Raw genomic sequence first — 21402 nt, 5'->3', positions numbered from 1 at the left:
GCCTTTCGTATGTGGCTTAAGTTTTCGGTTATGGGAGCCGTGTCTCCGCTGGCAAATGGAAAGTGTGACGGATATCACTACCGTGCTGGCGTTTATATAACTTTGGGGAATAGATATTTAAAAAATGGCCCACAACCTTAGGAATTATGGCTTTGTTTTACTCAAAAGGGTAATAAAGTGATCCTGTTATTTCATTTATGATGGAATGACAGGCTTATATCGCAAATCTTGAATGTGATTTAAGTCACACTAATTGAGCTTTTGGTGAAGTTAGTTTTTGGGTGTTTTTATTTAAACTAATAAAAATCAGATAGATAAGTTGTTTTTTCTTGCTGGCTTACCGTGATCTTAGTCACCGTTATATCGGGCGTCATAAAACGTGACATTGATCACGTGAGTGCTGTTTTACATTTTTTGAAAATAAATAACAAAAAAGCACCTTTGTTCTCAGGTGCTTTAACCCAGGCCTGTGGCTGAACTGCGTTTGTAGCTGTAAGAGTTTGCTCAGGCCACTCAAGCTTCAAAAGAGTTTACTGCCCCAACCTAACTTGTTGCGCAATACATGAAAGTAGTTGTGCCCCTTTGGGTGGATGAGTTTGAGCCGCTCTTTGCTGCGCCTCAGGATAATTTCATCGCCCGGCATCACAGACAAGGTGACATGGCCGTCACAGCTCACTTCCAGGTTTTCGCCGTTTTCCGGTGACACTACCAGTTTGATGATGCTGGAGGCGTCGACCACTATGGGACGACAGGAGAGGGTATGGGGAAACATGGGCACCAGGATCAGTGCCTCGAGATTAGGGGTCAATATCGCGCCGCCGGCCGACAGCGAATAGGCGGTTGAGCCGGTCGGTGTAGAGACTATCATGCCATCGGCCCGTTGGCTGTACATGAACTGGTTGTCGATATAAACCTCGAACTCGATCATATGGGCTATCTTGCCTGGGTGCAACACGGCCTCGTTGACGGCGGTATTGCTGGCTTTGACTTCGCCGTGGCGATAAACCTCGGCTTCCAGCAGGAACCTGTGTTCTGTGGCGTATTCGCCATCCAGCACCTTGGCGAGCGACTCTTCAAAGGCATCCGGCGGCAGATCGGTTAAAAAACCCAGATTACCGCGGTTGACACCGATAACGCCGAGATCGAAGCGCGCCAGTACCCGAGCTGCACCCAGCATATTGCCATCCCCCCCGACGACTATCGCCAGATCACAGTGCTCGCCGATATCCAATAGGTCTACCGCGCGTACATCTTTCCCGAGTTCAGCCGCGACTCTCTCTTCCACAAGCACATCATAGCCTTGCATTTTCAGCCAATAATGCAGACGCTTGAGGGTCAGGTTGGTCCCCTGATGGTGGGGTTTTCCTATCAGGCCTATAGTATGAAACTCAGTGGACATAGATTTTGGGAACTCTGGGGGTTGAAACGGTCAATTTGATCCCCATAATATGCCCAGAGTATGCAGAAACAAAGCATTTTTAGCTGGAGTAGAAATGAACAAAGAGTCATTTAAAGCAGAGCAGGAACAGGTCGAAGAAGTGGTTGACCAGGTTGAAACCACCGAGGGCGTAGCTGAGGAAGGCGGCATTATCGACGAGTTGACTCAGGCGAACTTCCGTATTGAGGAGCTGGAGCAGGCTTTATCTGACGCACAGGCGACAGTTGAGGAGCAGAAAGATTCTGTCATCCGTGCCGCAGCCGAAGTTGACAACATCCGTCGCCGGGCGGCGCAGGATGTAGAGAAGGCACATAAGTTTGCCCTGGAAAAGTTCAGCAATGAACTGTTGCCTGTGATCGATAACATGGAACGTGCTCTGGTGGGCGCAGATAAGGCTGATGAAGTCACCAAGCCTTTGTTTGAAGGTGTTGAGCTGACACTGAAGAGCTTCCTGTCAGCGGTGGAGAAGTTCGGTGTCAAGCAGATAGATCCTATCGGCGAAGCTTTTAACCCTGATCAGCACCAAGCCATTGGCATGCAACCAAGCGCCGAGTTCCCGGCCAATACCGTGATGCTGGTGATGCAAAAGGGCTATCAGCTCAATGAGCGTTTGCTGCGTCCTGCCATGGTAATGGTGTCCAAGGGCGGTGAGGGTGTTGATACCCAAGCCTGATAGCGCACTAAAACGCCCATAACGGCGAGACTAAAAAACCGCAGATAAGTCTGCGGTTTTTTATTTGCAAGCAGGTTTCCAGCCATGAAAAAGCCGAGCTTAGCTCGGCTTTCTTGTTCCTGGTTTTTTCTGGAGCCTGGGGGCTCTTGAATCCAGGAGCTTACTTCTGGCCAGCGGCTTTTTTGATAAAGTCCACTATCTCTGCCATAGGCACTTCCTGCTTTTCTCCGGTGCGGCGGTTCTTATACTCATAAACACCGGCATCCAGGTTGCGGTCGCCAATCACTATGGTGTGAGGCAGACCCAGGAGTTCCATATCGGCAAACATCACGCCAGGGCGCTCTTTACGGTCATCAAACAGCACTTCGATACCCGCATCGGTCAGCTCTTTATAAAGCTGTTCGGCAGTGTCTGTCACTCTGTGTGACTTGTGCATATTCATCGGCAGAATACCCACTGTGAATGGCGCAATCGCTTCCGGCCAGATGATACCGCGGTCGTCGTGATTCTGCTCGATGGCGGCGGCAACGATGCGGCTGACGCCGACACCATAACAGCCCATCAGCAGAGTCTGAGACTTGCCATTCTCGTCAAGCACAGTGGCGTTCATGGCGGCCGAGTAGTTGGTGCCCAACTGGAAGATATGGCCAACTTCAATACCGCGGGCGAAGGCGTAAGTGCCTTTGCCGTCAGGGGTGGTTTCGCCTTCCACTACATTACGGATATCGGCGGCACTGGCCAGCGGCAGATCCCGCTCCCAGTTGATACCGAAATAGTGTTTATCGTCTAGGTTGGCGCCGGCGGCAAAGTCGCTCATCACGGCAACACTGTGATCTATGACCACAGGAATAGACAGACCGACTGGGCCAAGAGAACCTGGGCCGGCTCCCAAGGCGTCACGGATTTCTGTTTCAGAGGCAAATTCCAGCGGCGCGGCAACCAGTTCCAGTTTGTCGGCTTTGACTTCGTTCAGCTCATGGTCGCCACGGACAACCAGGGCCACCAGTGGGGCTTCTTCGGTGGCGCCTTTGACTATCAGTGTCTTAACCGTCTTGGTGATATCAAGGCCAAACTGCTCAACCAGCTCGTCTATGGTTTTGGCATTTGGCGTGTCGACCAAAGTCATTTCCTGAGTGGGTGCGGCGCGCTCTGTGGTCGGCAGCGGCGCTTCAGCCTTCTCGATATTGGCAGCATAGTCGCTGCCATTGGAGTAGGCAATCAGATCTTCGCCGCTGCTTGCCAGTACGTGGAACTCGTGTGACATGCTGCCACCGATAGAGCCGGTATCCGCCAGTACAGGACGGAAGGCCAGGCCCATGCGTGACAAGATGTTGCTGTAAGCTGTGTACATGGCCTGATAGGTATCATCCATGGTTTGCTGATCCAGATGGAAAGAGTAGGCATCTTTCATCAGGAACTCACGTGAGCGCATAACACCGAAGCGTGGGCGAACTTCATCACGGAATTTGGTCTGGATTTGATACAGGGTCAGCGGCAGTTGCTTGTAGGAACTGACTTCTTTGCGCACCAGATCGGTAATCACTTCTTCGTGGGTCGGGCCCAGAACGAAGTCACGATTGTGACGGTCTACAAAGCGCAGCAGTTCCGGGCCAAACTTGTCCCAGCGACCTGTTTCCACCCAGAGATCCCCCGGCTGTACCATGGGCATCAGAATTTCGATGGCACCGGCCTTGTTCATCTCTTCACGCACAATGGCTTCGACCTTGCGTAGTACGCGCAGGCCGGACGGCAGCCAGCTATAGAGGCCTGAGGCGTTGCGACGTATCATACCGGCGCGCAGCATAAGCTGATGACTGACTATCTCTGCATTGGCAGGGTTTTCTTTCTGTGTTGATAACAGGTATTGACTGACTCGCATTACCTTGGGTCCGAAATGAATTGAATGGCCGCCATTTTATCACTTGCTTCGATGATGTCACGCGGCCAGGGCGGATAAATTCCCCTTTCCTTGTTCGAATTTAGCTCGTCGGCAACTGATTGACACCGGCACTACAGTTGCCGCCGCGATTTTGGGCGCTGAGCAGGGCTTCTTCTGCTTGAAACACTAAACTGTCCCAATTATTTTGTCTGCTGGGTTGGATGTTGGCCACGCCGATAGAGACTGTGAGTCGTGGGCTTTGGGCCTTGGCTCGCAGATTGGCCGCCAACACAAATTGATTGAGGCTCTGGGCGATGCGGATACAGGCTTCCGGATCCTGGTTGGGTAATAACAGTGCCAACTGAGATTGTTGTAACCGTGCCAGAAAATATTCACCCTTGATCTTAAAGTCCAGCAGCCTCTGGGCCAAATGCAGCAGGGTTTCGCTGGCAATAGCCTGATCGCTTTGAATGAGGAGTAAGCCTATCCTGTGCTGCCTTACTATTCCCTTATGCCAGGACTGTTTCATCAACTGGTTGAATGTACGGCGGTTATAAAGCCCCGTGAGTTCGTCTTGTTGCTGCTCGCTGGTCAAGGCTCTCATCTGCGCCTCAAGGGACAACAGCGCATGGTTTATCTTGAGTGTTTCCCGGTTCACCGGGGCTGGCGAGCGGCCACCAAAGTTTTGCTCTACCAGTTCGCTGAGCTTGTTGCTGGTCTGCAATAGAGGCTTGAGCAAGTGGCGGCCAATGACTGTCCAGGCTACAGATTGGCTCAAAACTATCAGCGCCAGTGACCCGATCACCAGCCATAGCAGGGTTTGCATCAGCGATTGGCTGTTCTTTTGCATCTGGGCATCCAGATGGGTCAGGCCTATGCCGGACAGGCGCAGAGAAAGATGATCTATGGCGCTTATCATGCCATTCATATGTGGCGCTCTCAGGGGGTGACCGCTCATCACTGACAATTGCTGCCCCAGAACCAAGGCCTCATCATATTCTTTGGTTGCCAGGGTAAACTGGCTCAGGGTGGATATTATCTGTCGTTGTCTCTGCCTGGTTTCATCAAGAATCGCCTCCCGTTCATTAAGGGGATAACTGGGCCAGTTGTTTTTGAGTTTCAATAGTGCCAGATGCTGCATTTGATTGGCTCTAATGGCTTGCAGCAGCTGTTTTTGCTTCTGCAGTTCGGCGATATGGGTTGTGTTTGTGCTATCTATTATCCAGAGGCTGGCACCGCCAAAAAATACTATCAGCCCGGCCAGCAGGAAAAAACTCAACAGTAATCTGCTGCGGATACCCGGTAACCCCTTTGGTATGCTTCTTGGTGGTTGTGTGTTTGGGCGGGTTTGGCAATCCATGGCGCTCATCTTCCTAATTATTGATTTTTCTCTCTGCCTGTCAGTGGCTTATCGCGTCTATCTCCTACTACTTTAGCAGGGTTTCCCGCCATTATGGCAAACGCGGGTACCGACTTGGTGACAACGGCGCCCATGCCAATGATGGCGCAGTCGCCTATGGTCACGCCATCGACGATTCCGGCCTGGGCGCCAATCCAGACATCTTCGCCAATAACTATTCCCTTGGATTGGCTGCTCTGACGATAGATGGGCATATCCGGCGCCATACCATGATTGAAGGCATAGATAGTGACATTGTTGGCGATGCGGGTCTTGGCACCTATCACTATGCCGCGACTGCCGCCGTCCAGTGAGCATCCGTGGTTAATGCTGACCTCCCGGCCTATCTGGATCGGCCCGTGCAGAAAGCAGTTGGCGGCTATCATGGACTCATCGCCCAGGATTATCGGCCTGCCGGGTTCGGCAAACAGTTCTGCTTCGGGGGCGATAAAGCAGTTCTGTCCTATGCTGATGGTTTCCAAAGCCTGTAATTTGGCCTGAATTGCCTGCTGCCAGGGAAGAGCCCATTCGAGATGCTTGGGTTTGAGGCGATACCAGAGCCAGGGCATCCAGGAGAGGCGCCTCTTGTGCTGTTCCTGATAATCATCCGCTGAGGGCTTAAAATCAATCATGCTCCGGCGCCGGACGCTTTGGCACAAAAGGGCTGTATGGTTTCGACTTCAATGCCTTGCTCTTGGGCATACCAGAAGATATCCAGATCATACAGCGCCACCTGATAACGTTTCGGATCCGGTTTACCTTTCTTGTAAGCGGGTCTCGGGTCCTGGGCCAACACCGCCTGAATAAGCTTATCCAGCCCGGGATAGCGTTTCTCGAGTTGGCTCAGTTGTTCTATTGCGAGATGGCTGAAGCTGACCTCAACCTGCTCGGGAGCCTGCTGCGCTATGCCGCCTATCGCGTCGGGTATCGCATCCGAGAAGGGGATATAGGGCTTGATGTCGATTATCGGGGTGCCATCGAGCAGATCCATGCCGGATATCTCCAGTATGACCTTGCCTTTGACTTGGTGGATTTGATGCAGCTTCACCACGGATTGGCCAATGCCATTGGGCCTGAAGGTGGAGCGGGTAGCAAACACTCCCAGCTTTTCATTACCGCCGAGCCGGGGAGGACGCACGGTGGTTTTCCAGCCCTGGGCCAGATTTTCATGAAAGCAGAACAGTAACCAGAGGTGGGAGTACTGCTCCAGCCCACGCACCGCATCGATATGATTGTAAGGTGCTGTCAGCTCGACAAAACCGCGAACAAAGTCCACCAACCCCGGCTGACGAGGGATACCAAACTTCTGTTTATATGGTGTCCGGCAATAGGCAACCGCTTCTATCTGAGTCGAAAACCCCATAACGTCAGGCTTACTCCTTCGGGGTTGTCAGACGAATAGCCTGGCCGACACACATGGCGCTGGTGTAGCAACCGGCTGCGGCTTCCTGGGTTTCGACACAGTTTTTAATAATGAGACCATTGGCTTTCATATCTGCTGCCGCCCGGCGCGCCTCGGTACGGGCATCAGCCATAGTGGCCGGTACACCATCGGGCTCGGACTGGCAGGCATTACCCTCAACCAATCCCAGCACTTCATATTGGCCCGTTGGTCGGCTGCCATCGAACAACTGTACTTCCGAGGGTTTGAAGTACTCCTCAATAGCCTGGCTGTCTAGGTTGGAATTGAAGCTGTATTCCCCGGCGCAGCCGCCAAGCAGCAGTACCAGAGTGGAAAGAAAAATCGGTTTCATGGCCAGGCCTTATAGTTATTCGTTCATGCTCCCGGCCATCCCGGGAGCTGTATGGGAAATTCTATCGCTTCAAATACTTTTGATAAAGCTGCCGATGACGATTGTTGAGATCCACCTGTCTGCCGTCGATAAACATCAGCTCTATCCTGCTGCTCATGGGATCGAGAATATCGCCGCTGCTGACTACCAGATTGGCCTGAAACCCGGGCGCTATCGCCCCTAGCTTGTCTACGCCCAGTATCTTGGCGGCATCTTGCGTAATCGCCTTGAGCGCCTGCTCTTTGCTGAGCCCCCAAGCTACAGTTTGGCCTGCTGCCAGCGGCAGGTTACGGCTGTCCCAATCGGAGCTGAAGCCGAGAGCGAAGGGAATACCGGCGCGCTTGAGCAACGCCGGTACTCTAAATGCCTGACCTATGGGCTCATCTTCGCGCAGTGGCAAGTCAAGCGTATGGGTATAGATGACGCTTGCCTCTATTTCATTGAGCGCTGCACCCAGGCGCCAGGCATCATAGCCACCGACCAGGGTGAGCTTGAATCCATACTGACGGGCCAGGGCAATGGCCGCCTCTATCTGCCGCTGCCTGTCGGCATGAACAAACAGCCGCCCCTCTTGGCGATACAGCGGTAAGAGCGCTTGCCAGCGGCTGTCTTCAAGGGCGCCTTCGCTGCTTTGCTGACTCAAGGCATAGCGTTTACCCGCTTCAAAGTGTTTGTGTATCTGTGACAGCGCGTCCTGATAGGCCAGTTGTGCCTGTTTATTCGCCTTGTTGGTACCTTGTTTTTGCGGCTCCGTTGGCCAATAGAGGTGGAACTGTGGTCTGGCTGGGACCTGGGCATCTTCTATGGTCCAGGCATCCAGGGATACCAGTGCAGATTGCCCTGCAATGCCTGTGCCTCTTGGGACTATTTGCGCGTGGGTGATACCGTTGGCCCGCACACTGGGCAACAATTCCGAATCCGGGTTGAAGGCGCTGGCGGCTTCAAGCTGTGGATTGGCACTGCCCACATCACGGCTATCGACTGTTGGCCTGGCCATGGCTATTTCCACCAATCCCAGGGTGGTATCCAGTGCTATGAGGCCGGGATAAAGGTGTTTGCCACTGAGATCAAATTCCCGGGCATTTTCAGCCGTTAATCCCGGGCCTACGGCGCTGATAACACCTTGCTCGAGCAGCACATCGGTATTCTCGAGAGTGCCTTGGCTGACGGTGTGAACCGTGGCGTTTTTCAGCAATATGGCTTGTTGCTGATGCTCGGCCGGGATCAGGTTATGGGCCTTTACCGGGGCGAGCATCAAGAGTGAACCACCCAGCAGCAGATGTGCCAGCATAGATGCCATGCGTGGCAATAGAGGAAACTTGGTCACAGGCGGCTCTCCTTATTCTGGCCCCAGGCGTTGAATTGGGTATCGCATTGCCACAAGGGCTCTATGATTTCTGAAGTCGTTTCGCCTTGAAGCCGCGCCGGGTCGCTGCCAAGAATTTTCTGGATCAGCGCTTGGCGCTCGCTGACAATAGCCTGGGTCATTTGCTTATCTTCAGCGCGGTCGAAGTAGCGTTTGCCGCCAATCCACACTGCCTGACTCTTGGCATAAACCGATAGGGGGTTGGCATCCCAGAGCACCAAATCTGCCTGTTTTCCCTCTTCTATAGAACCTGTTATGGCGTCTATTCCGAGCTGTTTTGCGGGGTTGATGGTTACCATCTTCCAGGCATCTTCCTGGGACATATCGCAGTATTTCACCGACTTGGCGGCTTCTTGATTCAGGCGACGCTGCATCTCAAAGTCATCTGAGTTAATTGAGGTGAGCACGCCGGCATTCATCATCAAACAGGCATTTTGCGGAATGGCATCATAGACCTCAAATTTATAGGCCCACCAGTCGGCAAAGGTGGAAGCACCAGCGCCATGAGCCGCCAATTCGGGGGCCAGCTTGTAACCTTCCAGTACATGGGTGAAGGCGGTGACTTTGAAATCGTAAGCCTCGGCGAGGCGCAAGAACATCAGGATTTCAGACTGGACATAGGAGTGAATATGCACATCGCGTTCGCCATTCAGCACTTGGGCAATCGCCTGTAAACGATAATCGGGGCGAGGGGAGAGCTGCTTACGTTTCTCCCGAGAACGCAACTCGGCATATTGGGCTTGGGCATCTTTATAGTCTCTGGCGGCATTGAAAGCATCACTCATCAGGGCTTTAACCCCCATGCGGCTTTGCGGGAATCTGCGGGTATAACGCTCACCCCAATTGCTCTGTTTGACGTTTTCCCCCAAAGCAAACTTAATCCCTTGATGGGCTTGGGTGAACTTGAGGTTTTCGGCCGACTCTCCCCAGCGCAGTTGAATGACCTGCGACTGGCCACCTATGGGGTTGGCGCTGCCATGCAGCAGATTGGCGGTGGTGACGCCACCGGCCAAGGAGCGATAGATGGCAATATCATCCGGGTTCAGCACATCGGCTATTTGCACTTCTGAGGTGATGGCATCGGACATCTCATTGAGGCCGCCGTTGACGGCAATGTGGGAATGCTCATCTATGATCCCGGCAGTCAGGTGCATGCCAGCTCCCTCTATGACCTGATAACCACTCGGGGTGCTGAGATTGGTACCAATCTTTGCAATCTTGCCGTTGGCCAGAATCAGGTCGCTGTTGCCAATTATGCCGGCCTCGCTTGAGGTCCAAAGGGTGACATTGCGGATATGCAGTTTTTCCGTACCTGGCTGCTCACTGCGGCCATAGGCTTGCAGTGGACTCGTCAAACGGCTGAGATACTCGGGTTCAGTTTTACTCATTGTCTTTGACTGAGAGTTGACTGCCGCTGCCGAGGCTTTCGTTTCTTCAGCTGTTTCTGCCGTTAAAGGTGCGTGCGGCAATCTTGAACCGGCCAATTGGGTGATGGCACCGTCGGCATGCAAGAGTCTGCCCTGCAGCCCTTCATCATCTTGCCAAAGGGTTATTCGACTAATGCCACCGATACCGGCATCTTGCAAATTGGCACTGAAGCTCAGGCGTTTGCTATCGGTAGTTAGATGAGCGAGTTCTACTTGTTGATCACCGCTGCTGAGGCTACCCCTGAGTGTTCGGGGCTTTTGTTGACTCAGTTGTAGTTCAAGATCCAGTTCCAGTTCAGCTAGATGCAGGCGATAACTGCCTTGCCACTGATATCCAGGTGGCATTAGTTTTTGCTCTTCCCCTTGTAGCCAAACGCTGATTATTTCGCCGTCCTGAAACAGATTGCCTTTGGCTATCACCAGATCGGCCATATAGCCAGGTGCCAGTTTACCGACTAAATCCTCTATGCCGGCAGCTGCAGCGGCCTGGGTTGTCAGCGCTGCCAATGCGGCTTCTTCATCGAGGCCGGCCTGCAGCGCCATTCTTAATCTGGGCCAAAAGGCTTTGCCATCCATGCCATATTGGGTGAAGGAGAAAGGAATGTTATTGGCGGCGAGGACGGCGGGATTACTCGGTGCCCGCTCCCAATGTCTCAAGATGTTGAGTGGCACTTCTCTGGCATAGTCTTCGTCACTGACCTGAGGAGCTGCAGGAAAGTTCAACGGCAATATCAACACGGGTCGATATTCTAGCAGTTCTTTCACTCTTGCATACTCCTGGCCATTTCCCAGTAAGATTGGCTGGATATCTGATTGGCTCAAGAGCTTAGCTGCACGCAACTGGTTATTGAGATTTCGGGTGTCAAATATCACACCACGAGTTTTTATATCGTGTAAGCGCTCAAGGGCGGTATTAAATTCCGGTGATAATAAACCCTCGCGTCCGGCTGCATTCTTTTTATTCTGGTTATACCAGTTGGCATCACTGAGAGTCTGTCTTATTAACGCTATGCTTCCCATCAGAGAATTGGGATAATCCTGTGGTGAATTGCCTTTATCAAATGCCATAAAATGTCGGCTTCTGGGGCGATATATCACTTGGTTACTCTTTTTGTCGGCCAAAGAAAGTGAGACGCCGACTCCCCTGAATATTCCGTCAAGATGTGCACTCTGGACACTGGTGAAGCCATTACTTATCCAATTTGATGCAGTTTTGTTGTCCGGCAAGACATAAGTAAACCATTCTTTCTCTGCATGAATGGCGCCATTTGCGGCTACCGCCCCTTTTGACTTAATTTGATAGACTGGAGCTTCAATTGCGGCCGCAGATTCTGAATACTCCAAACCATATTCGGCAAAGGGATCGATAAACCCCGGATAGATGGTGTAACCATTGAGATCTATCTTATAAGCATTTTGTGGAATTTCATTATTGGAAATTACTTGTTTTATTCGGTTATTTTCAATAAGTAATGTAGCGTTATCCAGCTGTTTCCCAGGTGAAAGTATAAGCTTGGCATGGGTTAAGGCGGTCAATCTCGGAGTATTGTCTGTCAGCTGTGTCTCATCGGCAAAGGCGCTACAGGCCACAAGACTGAACAACAGTAGGTTTATGGCGGGGAAAGAAATTCTCATCTGTTGTGGCTACCTTGTCATAATTCCTTGGGGAGAGTCATTGTCATCAGAGAGGAACAGGCTGCGATCAATCAGTACGTTTCCCCTAAGAGTGATAAAAAAGCGGACGAAAGCCTCGCTTTAAGTCGGCAGTCGTAAACTTAACTCAGCCTAAATGTAAATGCCAAGGCGTAATTGTAAGGCTTTTTAACAGATGCCAGACTTCTATCAGACATAAAAAAGCCCCGACACTGTCGAGGCTTAAGCTAGGAAAACCTGATTAAATCAGGAAATCATCCATTGAACGACCTTTATCTACTTCGTTCTTGAATACAGTTGGCATACGGCCTTGGCCGGTCCAAGTAATAGTTTGACCATCTACAACGATTTTGTATTTTGGTGGGCGGGGAGCACGCTTCTTGGGAGCAGCCTTGGCGGCAGCAACATTACCCAGATCTTCAACAGATAGGCCAACGGCTTCCATCTGCTTACGGATCTCTTCAATTTTAGACAGACGTTCAGCCTGTGCCTTTTCTTCTTTCTTGGCTTCTTCTTCACGATCAATAATGATCTTATCCAATTTGACTGCCAGATCGCGCAGATCTGCAACGCTTAACTCTTTTACTGCGGCTTTAAAACGACGGCCGTGAGTCAATATATCAAGAAAATCGCTCATAAGTATTTAGGTCCCACGCTAATTTATAAATTGGGTTAAGGTGAATATCGCTATAAATAATAGAAACTATAAGTGTCAGGATCAAATATTTTTACGTCAATTGACATTAATTTCTTTATTTATTTCAATTCTACGACCATAAAAGTTGCCAAGTGTTCAAAAAACTGACCATAAAGTGTGACAGAATTGGCAAACGAGCGTTTAAACTACTGTTGACGTTAACGTCAACAGCACGTAAAGTTGAGCCATCCTGTACTGATGTATCTGGTATCATCGGTACGTAATCCACATAAGATACAAGGTGTAGGAAGGAAACCCTATGAAAGTATTGGTGCCAGTAAAACGTGTGGTCGATGCCAATGTTAAGGTCAGGGTCAAGGCTGACAATACAGGCGTTGAAACAGCCAACCTGAAAATGGCGTTGAATCCATTTTGTGAAATTGCGGTAGAAGAAGCCGTACGTCTAAAAGAAGCCGGCAGTGCTTCTGAGGTCGTTGTTGTCAGCATAGGTCCCAAGGCGGCACAGGAGCAACTGCGTACCGCATTGGCTCTGGGCGCCGACCGTGCCATTCACATTGAAACCGATGAAGAGCTGGTGCCCCTTTCTATTGCCAAGTTACTCAAGGCAGTGCAGGACAAAGAGCAGGCGCAGCTAATTCTGCTCGGCAAGCAGTCCATCGATGGTGATAACAATCAGACCGGACAGATGCTGGCGGCGCTCGCCGGTATGCCTCAGGCAACCTTTGCATCTGAAGTGAAGCTGGAAGGTGAAACTTTGCTGGTTACCCGTGAAGTGGATGGTGGTTTACAGACTCTGTCCATGCCTCTACCGGCTGTAGTTACAGCGGATCTGCGTCTAAACGAGCCTCGCTATGCTTCTTTGCCCAATATCATGAAGGCCAAGCGCAAGCCGCTGGAAACCATGAGCATTGAGGATCTGGAAGTGACTCTCAAGCAGCACGTACAGGTGTTGGAGGTAGCAACGCCGGCCAGCCGTCAGGCGGGTGTGATGGTGGCTTCCGTTGAGGAGCTGGTGGACAAGTTGAAAAACGAAGCGAAGGTGATCTAAATGGCCGTATTAGTAATAGCAGAACACGATAATGCCAGCCTGAAACAGGACACAGCCAAAGTCGTCGCCGCGGCCAAAGCCATAGGTGGAGATATTCACCTCTTGGTTGCCGGTCAGGATTGCAAGGCCGCAGCCGATGCCGCCGCCAAGCTTGAAGGTGTCAGTAAAGTACTGTTGGCCGATAATCCTGCCTATGGTGCTCATCTTGCCGACAATATTGGTGAGCTCATCTTGTCTTTGAGTGGCGACTACAGCCATATTCTGGCTGCAGCCTCAAGCCAGGGTAAGGATATACTGCCAAGAGTGGCGGCTTTGCTGGATGTGGCTCAACTTTCTGAGATCACCAAGGTGATCGATGCCGATACTTTTGTCCGTCCCGTCTATGCCGGTAACGCCATGGCGACCGTTAAGAGTCTGGATAACAAGAAAGTGGCCACAGTGCGCGCCAGCGCCTTCGACGCCGTTGCCGAGACAGGTTCAGCTGAAATCAATCAGCTCGACAGCGTCTTTGACGCCAAGAGCAGCTTTGTCTCTCAGAGTTTGACCGAGTCGGCTCGTCCGGAGCTTGGCAGTGCCAGAGTGATTGTTTCCGGTGGTCGCGGTATGGGCAGTGGCGAAAACTTTGCCATGCTGGAAACCTTGGCCGATAAGCTTGGCGCCGCCGTAGGTGCATCACGGGCCGCCGTAGATGCCGGATTTGTTCCCAATGATTTGCAGGTCGGTCAGACAGGTAAAATTGTGGCGCCAGAGCTGTATATTGCTGTGGGTATCTCCGGAGCGATTCAGCATCTGGCCGGGATGAAGGATTCAAAAGTCATAGTGGCTATCAACAAAGATCCTGAAGCGCCTATTTTCCAGGTTGCCGATTATGGTCTGGAAGCTGATCTGTTTGATGTGGTGCCCAAGTTGAACGAGTTGATTTAATCTGTGATCTAGGTCACGATAGGCGGCTTTGGGGTAGCATCCTCAAAGCCGCCTATGTTTTTATGTGCCTCACGCCTGAAATCAGGCGTCCTGAGAAGTAGAGGCGCACTAAATATCAGTAGCGGTAAGCAGGGTGATTCCGTTTATGTATCGCGAAAGGATTTGGTGCCGAAGGGGTTGCGACTCATCAAAGTCCACCGCTGGGGCTGTTACCAAATAGGGGCAGCACTGCCATAGTATATTCTGTCGGGATGACAGATTGACGTTACTATGGAGCGCTACTGAAAGGACAGGTGCTACTCGGTATGTTTTTGCCTTTTCCCACCAGTTCAGTTGCCCTCCATTCGTATTTAACGAAGAACAAGACTCAATGACAGTACTAAGTTATGCCGACTCGGCACTCTCTTTGTTGCCGCCGGTTGTGGCAATTTTATTGGCGATCTTCACCCGGCGGGTGTTGTTATCTCTAGGGCTGGGAATACTGATCGGAGCCTTGTTGCTCAATCAATGGTCGGTGTTGGATACCGGGGTTTATCTGGGGCAAAGGGTGCTTTCCCTGGTTTGGGACGATGGCGCTTTTAATGCCTGGAACCTGTATATTCTGGGTTTCCTGGTGCTGCTGGGAATGATCACTGCACTGATTACTGTTAGTGGCTCTGCCAGAGCCTTTGCCAACTGGGCCAGACAGCATATCCGCAATCGTCGTGATGCTAAGCTGCTAACCATGTTTCTCGGTTGTGTGGTGTTTATCGATGACTACTTCAACAGCCTGGTGGTGGGCAGTATCGCTAGACCGCTGACCGACAGATATTATATCTCCCGCTCCAAACTGGCGTATCTTTTGGATTCAACCGCAGCGCCTGTGTGCGTTATCTCGCCGGTTTCCAGTTGGGGTGCCTATATTATTGCCCTTATCGGCGGTATTCTCACGGCTCATGGTTTTACCGAGACCGGACATCTGAGCGCTTTCGTGCAGATGATCCCGATGAACTTCTATGCCCTGTTTGCCCTGGCGCTCTTGCTATGCGTGGCCTATATGGAGCTGGATATCGGCGCCATGCGCAAACACGAGCTTAATGCTCGCAAAGGCAATCTCTATGATGAGTCCAAGGGACTGCCTCCCGGTGCCAATGCCGATCTGCCCGAGGCGGAAACCGGTCAGGTGCACGGCCTGTTCCTGCCCATAGGTGTCTTGGTGGTAGCGACTTTCTACTTTATGGTTTCCAGCGGCGCCGATGCCCTGGCGGCAGAAAGCCTGCCTTTCAGCATCATAGGTGCCTTTGAGAAAACCGATGTGGGCTCGTCACTGTTTTTTGGCGCTTCCATCGGACTGGTGGTAACGCTGCTGCTGGCCTTTATCCAGAAGATTGAAGTCAAGATGATCCTCAAGGCGCTCACCTCGGGTGCCCGTTCTATGTTGCCGGCCATCTATATTCTGATGTTTGCCTGGACCATAGCCGGGATCATAGGTTCATTGGAAACCGGCAAGTTTATGGCCAGTCTCGCCAGTGGCAATATTCCCTTTGCCTTGCTGCCGGCCGTGTTATTTATTTTGGCTGGGCTTACCGCCTTTTCTACCGGCACCAGCTGGGGCACTTTCGGGATCATGTTGCCGATTGCTGCCGATATGGCTATGGGCAGCCACAGCAGTATGATGTTGCCTATGTTGGCGGCCGTGTTGGCTGGTGCTGTATTTGGCGACCACTGCTCGCCGATATCGGACACCACGATTCTGTCATCTACAGGTGCCGGCTGTCATCATATCGATCACGTGTTGACTCAGCTGCCTTATGCGGTCTTGGTGGCGCTTATTTCCCTCGGTGGTTATATAGTGCTCGGTTTTACCGAGTCGGTATGGTTGGGGCTTGCCTGTAGCTGTGTATTGTTCCTGCTGGGATTGGTGTGGCTCAAATGGCAACAACCCAAGAATACTAATGTCTGAGCTGCCACCCAATAGCTTGCGTTAACAGCACCCGCCCTGATGGCGGGTGTTTTGTTGTAATGCCATTTCGTTTACTTGATTCAGCTTGGGAGTTGGCTTTGGTAAAGAGTCGTGTGCCGGCATCAAGTTCGGCCGTATTTGAATACCTGATCAAGATTAATGCTGGTTTAAAGTCCAACAAGGAATGGAATAACTAACCTGCGATGGGAAAAGGCTTCTGATATACTTGCCGCCTTCGCCAGTTGCCGGAGGCTTTCCGGTAAGATTCACTGTTTGGAAATACCAATGAACAACCTGTTTCTGTTTTGTCGTGCCGGCTATGAAAAAGAGTGCGCGGCCGAGATCCAAAATCGGGCGGCACTGCTCAATGTCGGTGGTTTCGTCAAGGCCAACAACAACGATGCCTATGTGATCTTTCAATGTTTTGCCGAAGGGGAAGCCGACACCCTGGCACAGGAACTGGCGCTGGACTCATTGATCTTTGCCCGGCAGATGTTTGTCTGCGGCGATCTGCTCAGCGACCTGCCTCCGGAAGACAGGGTAGGGCCAATTACCGCCGCGCTTGAAGATGTTAGCAAGGGCGGTGAGCTCAGGGTCGAAACTCCGGATACCAACGAAGCCAAAGAGCTGCTGACCTTCTGCCGCAAGTTTACCGTGCCGCTGCGTCAGTCGCTGAAACAGAGTGGTACTCTGCTGACCAAGGAAAATCCCAAGCGGCCGATAATCCATGTGTGCTTTGTGGCACCGGGCAAGGCGTTTGCCGGTTATTCCTACAGCCATAACTCGTCACCGTTTTTTATGGGGATCCCCAGGCTCAAGTTTCCCGCCGATGCGCCCAGCCGCTCGACTTTGAAACTGGATGAGGCCTTTAATCACTTTATTCCCGAGCCGCAGCGGGAGGAACGTTTACGCAGCGGTCTCAACGCCGTGGATCTCGGCGCCTGTCCCGGCGGCTGGACCTATCAGTTGGTGCGCCGCGGCATGTTTGTATCGGCCGTCGACAACGGCCCCATGGATGCAGGTTTGATGGAAACCGGCCAGGTGACTCACTTCCAGGCCGATGGTTTCCGTTTTGAGCCCAAGCGCAAGAACATCTATTGGCTGGTGTGTGACATGGTGGAAAAGCCGGCCAGGGTGGCCGAGCTGATGGAAGCCTGGGCCATCAATGGCTGGTTCAAAGAGGCTATCTTTAACCTGAAACTGCCGATGAAGAGCCGTTACAAAGAGGTGAGCACCATATTGGAAAATATGCAGGCCATTCTCAAAGAAAACGGCATCACAGAGTTTAAGCTGGCTTGTAAACACCTCTACCACGACAGGGATGAAGTGACAGTGCACCTGTGGCTGCGACCCAACTCGCCTTGGTGAGTTGGGGAGGGGGCGAACAAGTCCCATGTGTGCTCTGCGTCGGCTTGTGGGCCTGGATGCAAGGCGTGGTTCGCACCTTCCTTGCCTCAAGCTGGCCTTGATGCTTTTCAGCTCAAGGCCATATGCTGCAGCACGGCATCCGGAATGTCATATTGGCCGCAAACCCACTCAAGATTGCTATCGATAAAGCCGAGTAGCTCCCGGGTCAACATCAGGTTATAGACGGCATCGGCCACCACACTGATGTATTCGGCTTTCTTTCTCGGTGACAGGTGATGGTGGCGCCGGTAATCCTGCAATGCCTGTTCCAGCTTCTTGCCGGCAACGCCCAGGGAACCGGCTTGCTCCCGCATCAACTCCTGCTCTAACAGACTCTGCTGTTGTTGCTTTAGTTCACTCAGTTTTGAGGCTGACACCCGCTGCTCCTCTGACTGCTTCTCCTGTTTTTAAGTGTGTGCCCCAGATAATGGATCAACAAGTCGGTGTCGGCGAAATGTTCGCTGGCGCACAAAAATCTACTCTCAAATGACCATGTAACTCTTACTCGGGGCGTTTGTAGTCATTTAAGCTTGGCAAATATTGAGTTGTATCACGCAACTAAAAAACTTTTAAGGTGTAATCTGCCGCGGTTCCTGTTACTAAATAAGTTCTGTTTCTTGATATGAGTCTGCGGATAGAAGTAATGCAGTTTTCCAAGTTTGGCGACAAGTTTAACCGTTATACAGGTATCACCCAGTTGATGGATGATCTCAACGAAGGGCTACGCACTCCGGGGGCGATTATGCTGGGGGGCGGTAACCCGGCGGCCATTCCCTCCATGCTGGACTATTTTACCGAGCTTAGTGCCGATATGTTGGCCAAGGGCGAGTTGCTCGCGGCCATGACCAACTATGATGGCCCGCAGGGAAAAGATGCCTTTCTCAGCGCTTTGGCCAAGCTGCTTAACGATACCTACGGTTGGTCGCTGACCAAAAACAATATCAGTCTCACCAACGGCAGCCAGAGCTCGTTTTTCGCGCTGTTCAACCTGTTTGCCGGTACCACTGCCGAGGGGCAAAAACGCAAGATCTTACTGCCGCTGGCCCCTGAGTATATCGGCTACAGTGATGCCGGTCTGGAAGATGAACTGTTTCGTACCTTCAAGCCGGAAATTACCAAGCTGGATGGCGGTTTGTTCAAGTACCACATCGACTTTGAAAGGCTTAAAGTCGATGCCGATATCGGCGCTATTTGTGTTTCACGACCGACCAATCCCACAGGCAATGTGCTGACCGATGAAGAGGTGGATAAGCTGGATAAGCTGGCAAGAGCGCACGGGATCCCGCTGATCCTCGACTGCGCCTACGGCTCACCTTTCCCCAATATTCTGTTTGAGGATGTGACTCCTTTCTGGAATGACAACACTGTGTTGTGCATGAGTCTCTCCAAGCTGGGGCTGCCTGGACTGCGCTGCGGCATAGTGATAGCCAACCAAGCCATCACCCAGGCGCTGACCAATATCAACGGTATTATCTCACTGGCACCGGGCAGCATGGGCCCGGCGATGGCGACAGAGATGATAGCCCGTGGTGATATGCTGCGGCTCGGTAATGAAGTGGTGCGGCCTTTCTATCTGCAGCGGGCGCGGCAAACCGTGGCCATGCTGCAACAGGCTCTGCCGGACCCCAGGTTCAGAATTCATAAACCCGAGGGGGCGATTTTCCTTTGGCTCTGGTTTGAAGGCCTGCCCATCAGTGCCATGGAACTCTATCGACGCCTGAAAGCCAGGGGCGTGTTGGTGGTGCCCGGAGAGTACTTCTTCTTCGGACTGGCCGAAGAGTGGCCACACGCCGGTGAGTGTATTCGGATGAACTATGTGCAACAACCTGAATTGATGCGCCGCGGCATTGAAATCATCGCCGAAGAAGTCAATAAGGCTTGGGCACAGCTTGGTTAAAACCAAGGCTACTATCGCAGAGTTGCTTGCTGTGAGTTTTAAGCAACTCTGCTGTAGCATTGTGAATTGCCACTGATTTCCTAGACACCTTTTAGTTAGATAAACTCGCTAATTGTCAGAAATTGTTTAGCTGAATCCCAGAGGCTTTCAGGTATCTCTGCAATCGAACTTTGTTCGACCTCCATCGTGCCTGAAGTTTGACTTTCGCACTCACTTCAACAGCTGAACGGCCCTCAAAGGGGTTGAAAGATTATTTTCCCAGTGGAAGTATCAGTGTTTTTGTAATCTAGGCAACTAGAGCCTTCACTCAGCTAATAATGAGTGCCTTTGTTGTGTCATCTGGGATGAAAATATAGCCAAAAACTAGCTATTGACGCCATAGTTGTTTGTTATACAGCATTTTTACTGCGCAAACGTTGGAACTCTTCATATTGTTTACGAGCTTCTTCCATCATTGCTTCATGTTTAGCTTTTTCCAAAGATGCTATTTTTTTCGCTCGCTCCATAAGGTAAGGCATCATCGCATTAATTTTATCGTTGAGATGATTATGCTTTGAGTGTGGACGTGTGATAATTATACCCTTTAGCTCTTCGAGACTAATAACTGAACTTGGGAAAGATATTTCGATTCCAGTCTCTTTTATGATCTCTCTACCCCAGTTTAGCGCTGTATCAAGACAATCTGCACACATAGGTTCAGCCTGATGATTTACTTCAAAAGTAGCTTCTTGAAACATAGAGCCCGATTTTACTTCGAGAACCCACGGGTTCTTTTTAGAAGGACGGACACAAGCTAATTTATCTCTTGAACAGCAAGGACAATGCCAATTTTCATCATAACTGTTCCAATATTTACCTCTAGTCGAAGCAAGATGCTCTAATTGTTTGTTCGACGGCCTTGAACGAGTATGTGGATTAACTTTTTCACGCCAAGAAGAGTTCTTTCCTTTGAAAGGTTCTGGAGTATATAGCACTCTTTCTGGGTCATATTTATTAATTTCTGTAACTCCGTTCACTCCAAACTGCCACCGCGCCTTTCTTTCTATATTTCTCGCAGTATTGTCAGATGGCTGATACCAATCTTTTTTTTCGGCCGCAATCCGAGCAAAATTTTCAGCCATTTGCATACGTAGCTCAAAGATGGGCTTGGCCTTCTGCCACGTACACTGTGCTTTAAGTACGTCAATCTGGTGCTCTTTGTTCGAAGTAACTATTAAAAATTCACTGATCTGTTTTGGAGAGAAAGAAAAACTCTTATGGGCATTTACAATTGTCTTTGCGTCGGCGTCAGCTTTATTGCAATCAAAGCACACAACTGTGTTGTCATAGGCCGAAAGTGAAAACGCTGTTTTAACGGCAAATTTTTCTGATAGCTCATCTGCAACGATGATGTTTTGCTTGATTGAAAAGCTCTCGAAGAGCTCTTTCACTACATCTTTCATATGATCATGATGTTCATGAAGCTGACAAGTTAAATAGTTATTTTTATTAAGTCGAACAATTTCACCCTTACTACGTTTACAGCAAGGACATTGCCAACCTACAGGCGTCATTACCCACCATTTATTTAAATGCGCTCCGTCAGCATTAAAATCACGAACTAACTTTCGAGTTGAATATGTAAATTCAGAGTCTATTCCTATTAGGTCTTTATCTTTTATAGACTCTCTAAATTCAGATTCTGTCATACTTCCTCCATAACTATCCGTGCTGTATAGACATAATGATTCCCTGTGCAGGTGTCGGCCTCTGTAGTGGCATAGTGAATTTGGCCATCTAAATAGACGAAGTGATAGACTCACTTCTCGCAAATGGGTGGCAGATATGAAGGATGCAAAATGGTGCAAAATGGAGACACCCATAATTTTTGGCAGATTGTTGGCTCCTTGTCTAGGCTT

At 50.8% G+C, this 21402-nt stretch carries 17 protein-coding genes and 1 riboswitch; of the genes, 6 read left to right on the top strand and 11 right to left on the bottom strand.

What is annotated here, in order from left to right:
• Window positions 1–520: 520 nt before the first annotated feature.
• On the bottom strand, window positions 521–1399 hold the full coding sequence (nadK, locus tag AYI96_RS12840; protein ID WP_039035936.1) for an NAD(+) kinase: 879 nt from the start codon (window positions 1397–1399) through the stop codon (window positions 521–523).
• Window positions 1400–1493: 94 nt separating this feature from the next.
• Between nadK and grpE the strand changes: the two genes are divergently transcribed.
• The gene (grpE, locus tag AYI96_RS12835) at window positions 1494–2111 is read left to right on the top strand and encodes a nucleotide exchange factor GrpE (protein WP_039035935.1); all 618 of its coding nucleotides are present in this window, start codon (window positions 1494–1496) and stop codon (window positions 2109–2111) included.
• A 160-nt stretch (window positions 2112–2271) separates the two neighbouring features.
• On the opposite strand, the gene AYI96_RS12830 is transcribed toward grpE, so the two are convergent.
• From AYI96_RS12830 to AYI96_RS12795, 8 genes are all read right to left on the bottom strand, one after another.
• A complete protein-coding gene (locus AYI96_RS12830; protein WP_144361718.1) occupies window positions 2272–3990 on the bottom strand; it encodes a proline--tRNA ligase in 1719 nt (572 codons plus the stop codon).
• Between the two features lie 100 nt (window positions 3991–4090).
• On the bottom strand, window positions 4091–5269 hold the full coding sequence (locus tag AYI96_RS12825; protein WP_162206952.1) for a GGDEF domain-containing protein: 1179 nt from the start codon (window positions 5267–5269) through the stop codon (window positions 4091–4093).
• Window positions 5270–5367: 98 nt separating this feature from the next.
• Entirely contained in the window at window positions 5368–6021 is a 654-nt protein-coding gene (locus tag AYI96_RS12820; protein WP_144361716.1) for an acyltransferase, read from the bottom strand.
• Window positions 6018–6752 carry a tRNA (N6-threonylcarbamoyladenosine(37)-N6)-methyltransferase TrmO gene (tsaA, locus tag AYI96_RS12815; RefSeq protein WP_144361715.1) on the bottom strand — a complete coding sequence of 245 codons (735 nt, stop codon included), beginning with the start codon at window positions 6750–6752 and terminating at the stop codon, window positions 6018–6020. The genes AYI96_RS12820 and tsaA overlap by 4 nt, the downstream gene beginning before the upstream one ends.
• Before the next feature lie 10 nt (window positions 6753–6762).
• On the bottom strand, window positions 6763–7143 hold the full coding sequence (rcsF, locus tag AYI96_RS12810; protein ID WP_039035930.1) for an Rcs stress response system protein RcsF: 381 nt from the start codon (window positions 7141–7143) through the stop codon (window positions 6763–6765).
• Window positions 7144–7204: 61 nt separating this feature from the next.
• Window positions 7205–8473: an amidohydrolase family protein gene (locus AYI96_RS12805; RefSeq protein WP_071477129.1), complete on the bottom strand. Its 1269-nt coding sequence runs from the start codon at window positions 8471–8473 to the stop codon at window positions 7205–7207.
• Window positions 8474–8505: 32 nt separating this feature from the next.
• Complete coding sequence (locus AYI96_RS12800; RefSeq protein ID WP_144361714.1) at window positions 8506–11610, bottom strand: amidohydrolase family protein; 3105 nt, start codon at window positions 11608–11610, stop codon at window positions 8506–8508.
• Between the two features lie 259 nt (window positions 11611–11869).
• Window positions 11870–12265: an H-NS family nucleoid-associated regulatory protein gene (locus AYI96_RS12795; protein ID WP_039035928.1), complete on the bottom strand. Its 396-nt coding sequence runs from the start codon at window positions 12263–12265 to the stop codon at window positions 11870–11872.
• A gap of 319 nt (window positions 12266–12584) precedes the next feature.
• On the opposite strand from AYI96_RS12795, the gene AYI96_RS12790 reads away from it, so the two are divergent.
• The 4 genes from AYI96_RS12790 to rlmM all read left to right on the top strand — a co-directional run bounded on the left by AYI96_RS12790 (window position 12585) and on the right by rlmM (window position 17568).
• A complete protein-coding gene (locus AYI96_RS12790) occupies window positions 12585–13334 on the top strand; it encodes an electron transfer flavoprotein subunit beta/FixA family protein (RefSeq protein WP_039035927.1) in 750 nt (249 codons plus the stop codon).
• Complete coding sequence (locus tag AYI96_RS12785) at window positions 13335–14258, top strand: electron transfer flavoprotein subunit alpha/FixB family protein (RefSeq protein WP_071477123.1); 924 nt, start codon at window positions 13335–13337, stop codon at window positions 14256–14258.
• A 90-nt stretch (window positions 14259–14348) separates the two neighbouring features.
• Window positions 14349–14547: riboswitch (Lysine riboswitch) on the top strand.
• Between the two features lie 81 nt (window positions 14548–14628).
• Window positions 14629–16200, top strand: coding sequence for a Na+/H+ antiporter NhaC family protein (locus AYI96_RS12780; RefSeq protein ID WP_144361713.1), 1572 nt, complete (start codon window positions 14629–14631; stop codon window positions 16198–16200).
• Window positions 16201–16485: 285 nt separating this feature from the next.
• Window positions 16486–17568, top strand: a complete 1083-nt coding sequence (gene rlmM, locus AYI96_RS12775; RefSeq protein ID WP_071477122.1) for a 23S rRNA (cytidine(2498)-2'-O)-methyltransferase RlmM — start codon at window positions 16486–16488, stop codon at window positions 17566–17568.
• 107 nt (window positions 17569–17675) lie between these two features.
• Here the strand turns inward: rlmM and AYI96_RS12770 are convergent, their stop codons facing one another.
• Window positions 17676–17984, bottom strand: coding sequence for a hypothetical protein (locus AYI96_RS12770; protein ID WP_039034409.1), 309 nt, complete (start codon window positions 17982–17984; stop codon window positions 17676–17678).
• 266 nt (window positions 17985–18250) lie between these two features.
• Here AYI96_RS12770 and AYI96_RS12765 point away from each other — a divergent pair, with 266 nt between their 5' ends.
• Window positions 18251–19504: a valine--pyruvate transaminase gene (locus tag AYI96_RS12765; protein ID WP_144361712.1), complete on the top strand. Its 1254-nt coding sequence runs from the start codon at window positions 18251–18253 to the stop codon at window positions 19502–19504.
• A 389-nt stretch (window positions 19505–19893) separates the two neighbouring features.
• Here the strand turns inward: AYI96_RS12765 and AYI96_RS12760 are convergent, their stop codons facing one another.
• Window positions 19894–21192 carry a hypothetical protein gene (locus tag AYI96_RS12760; protein WP_222116209.1) on the bottom strand — a complete coding sequence of 433 codons (1299 nt, stop codon included), beginning with the start codon at window positions 21190–21192 and terminating at the stop codon, window positions 19894–19896.
• Window positions 21193–21402: the final 210 nt, after the last annotated feature.

The organism is Shewanella sp. MSW (assembly GCF_007636515.1).
Taxonomy (GTDB): Bacteria; Pseudomonadota; Gammaproteobacteria; order Enterobacterales; family Shewanellaceae; genus Shewanella; species Shewanella indica.
This window is presented reverse-complemented; position numbering and strand designations above follow the sequence as displayed.

Excerpts from the sequence above, each read along its gene's own strand:
- nadK (WP_039035936.1), bottom strand. The coding sequence starts at position 1,399 with ATGTCCACTGAGTTTCATACTATAGGCCTGATAGGAAAACCCCACCAT.
- grpE (WP_039035935.1), top strand. The coding sequence starts at position 1,494 with ATGAACAAAGAGTCATTTAAAGCAGAGCAGGAACAGGTCGAAGAAGTG.
- AYI96_RS12830 (WP_144361718.1), bottom strand. The coding sequence starts at position 3,990 with ATGCGAGTCAGTCAATACCTGTTATCAACACAGAAAGAAAACCCTGCC.
- AYI96_RS12820 (WP_144361716.1), bottom strand. The coding sequence starts at position 6,021 with ATGATTGATTTTAAGCCCTCAGCGGATGATTATCAGGAACAGCACAAG.
- tsaA (WP_144361715.1), bottom strand. The coding sequence starts at position 6,752 with ATGGGGTTTTCGACTCAGATAGAAGCGGTTGCCTATTGCCGGACACCA.
- rcsF (WP_039035930.1), bottom strand. The coding sequence starts at position 7,143 with ATGAAACCGATTTTTCTTTCCACTCTGGTACTGCTGCTTGGCGGCTGC.
- AYI96_RS12805 (WP_071477129.1), bottom strand. The coding sequence starts at position 8,473 with ATGCTGGCACATCTGCTGCTGGGTGGTTCACTCTTGATGCTCGCCCCG.
- AYI96_RS12800 (WP_144361714.1), bottom strand. The coding sequence starts at position 11,610 with ATGAGAATTTCTTTCCCCGCCATAAACCTACTGTTGTTCAGTCTTGTG.
- AYI96_RS12795 (WP_039035928.1), bottom strand. The coding sequence starts at position 12,265 with ATGAGCGATTTTCTTGATATATTGACTCACGGCCGTCGTTTTAAAGCC.
- AYI96_RS12790 (WP_039035927.1), top strand. The coding sequence starts at position 12,585 with ATGAAAGTATTGGTGCCAGTAAAACGTGTGGTCGATGCCAATGTTAAG.
- AYI96_RS12785 (WP_071477123.1), top strand. The coding sequence starts at position 13,335 with ATGGCCGTATTAGTAATAGCAGAACACGATAATGCCAGCCTGAAACAG.
- AYI96_RS12780 (WP_144361713.1), top strand. The coding sequence starts at position 14,629 with ATGACAGTACTAAGTTATGCCGACTCGGCACTCTCTTTGTTGCCGCCG.
- rlmM (WP_071477122.1), top strand. The coding sequence starts at position 16,486 with ATGAACAACCTGTTTCTGTTTTGTCGTGCCGGCTATGAAAAAGAGTGC.
- AYI96_RS12765 (WP_144361712.1), top strand. The coding sequence starts at position 18,251 with ATGCAGTTTTCCAAGTTTGGCGACAAGTTTAACCGTTATACAGGTATC.
- AYI96_RS12760 (WP_222116209.1), bottom strand. The coding sequence starts at position 21,192 with ATGACAGAATCTGAATTTAGAGAGTCTATAAAAGATAAAGACCTAATA.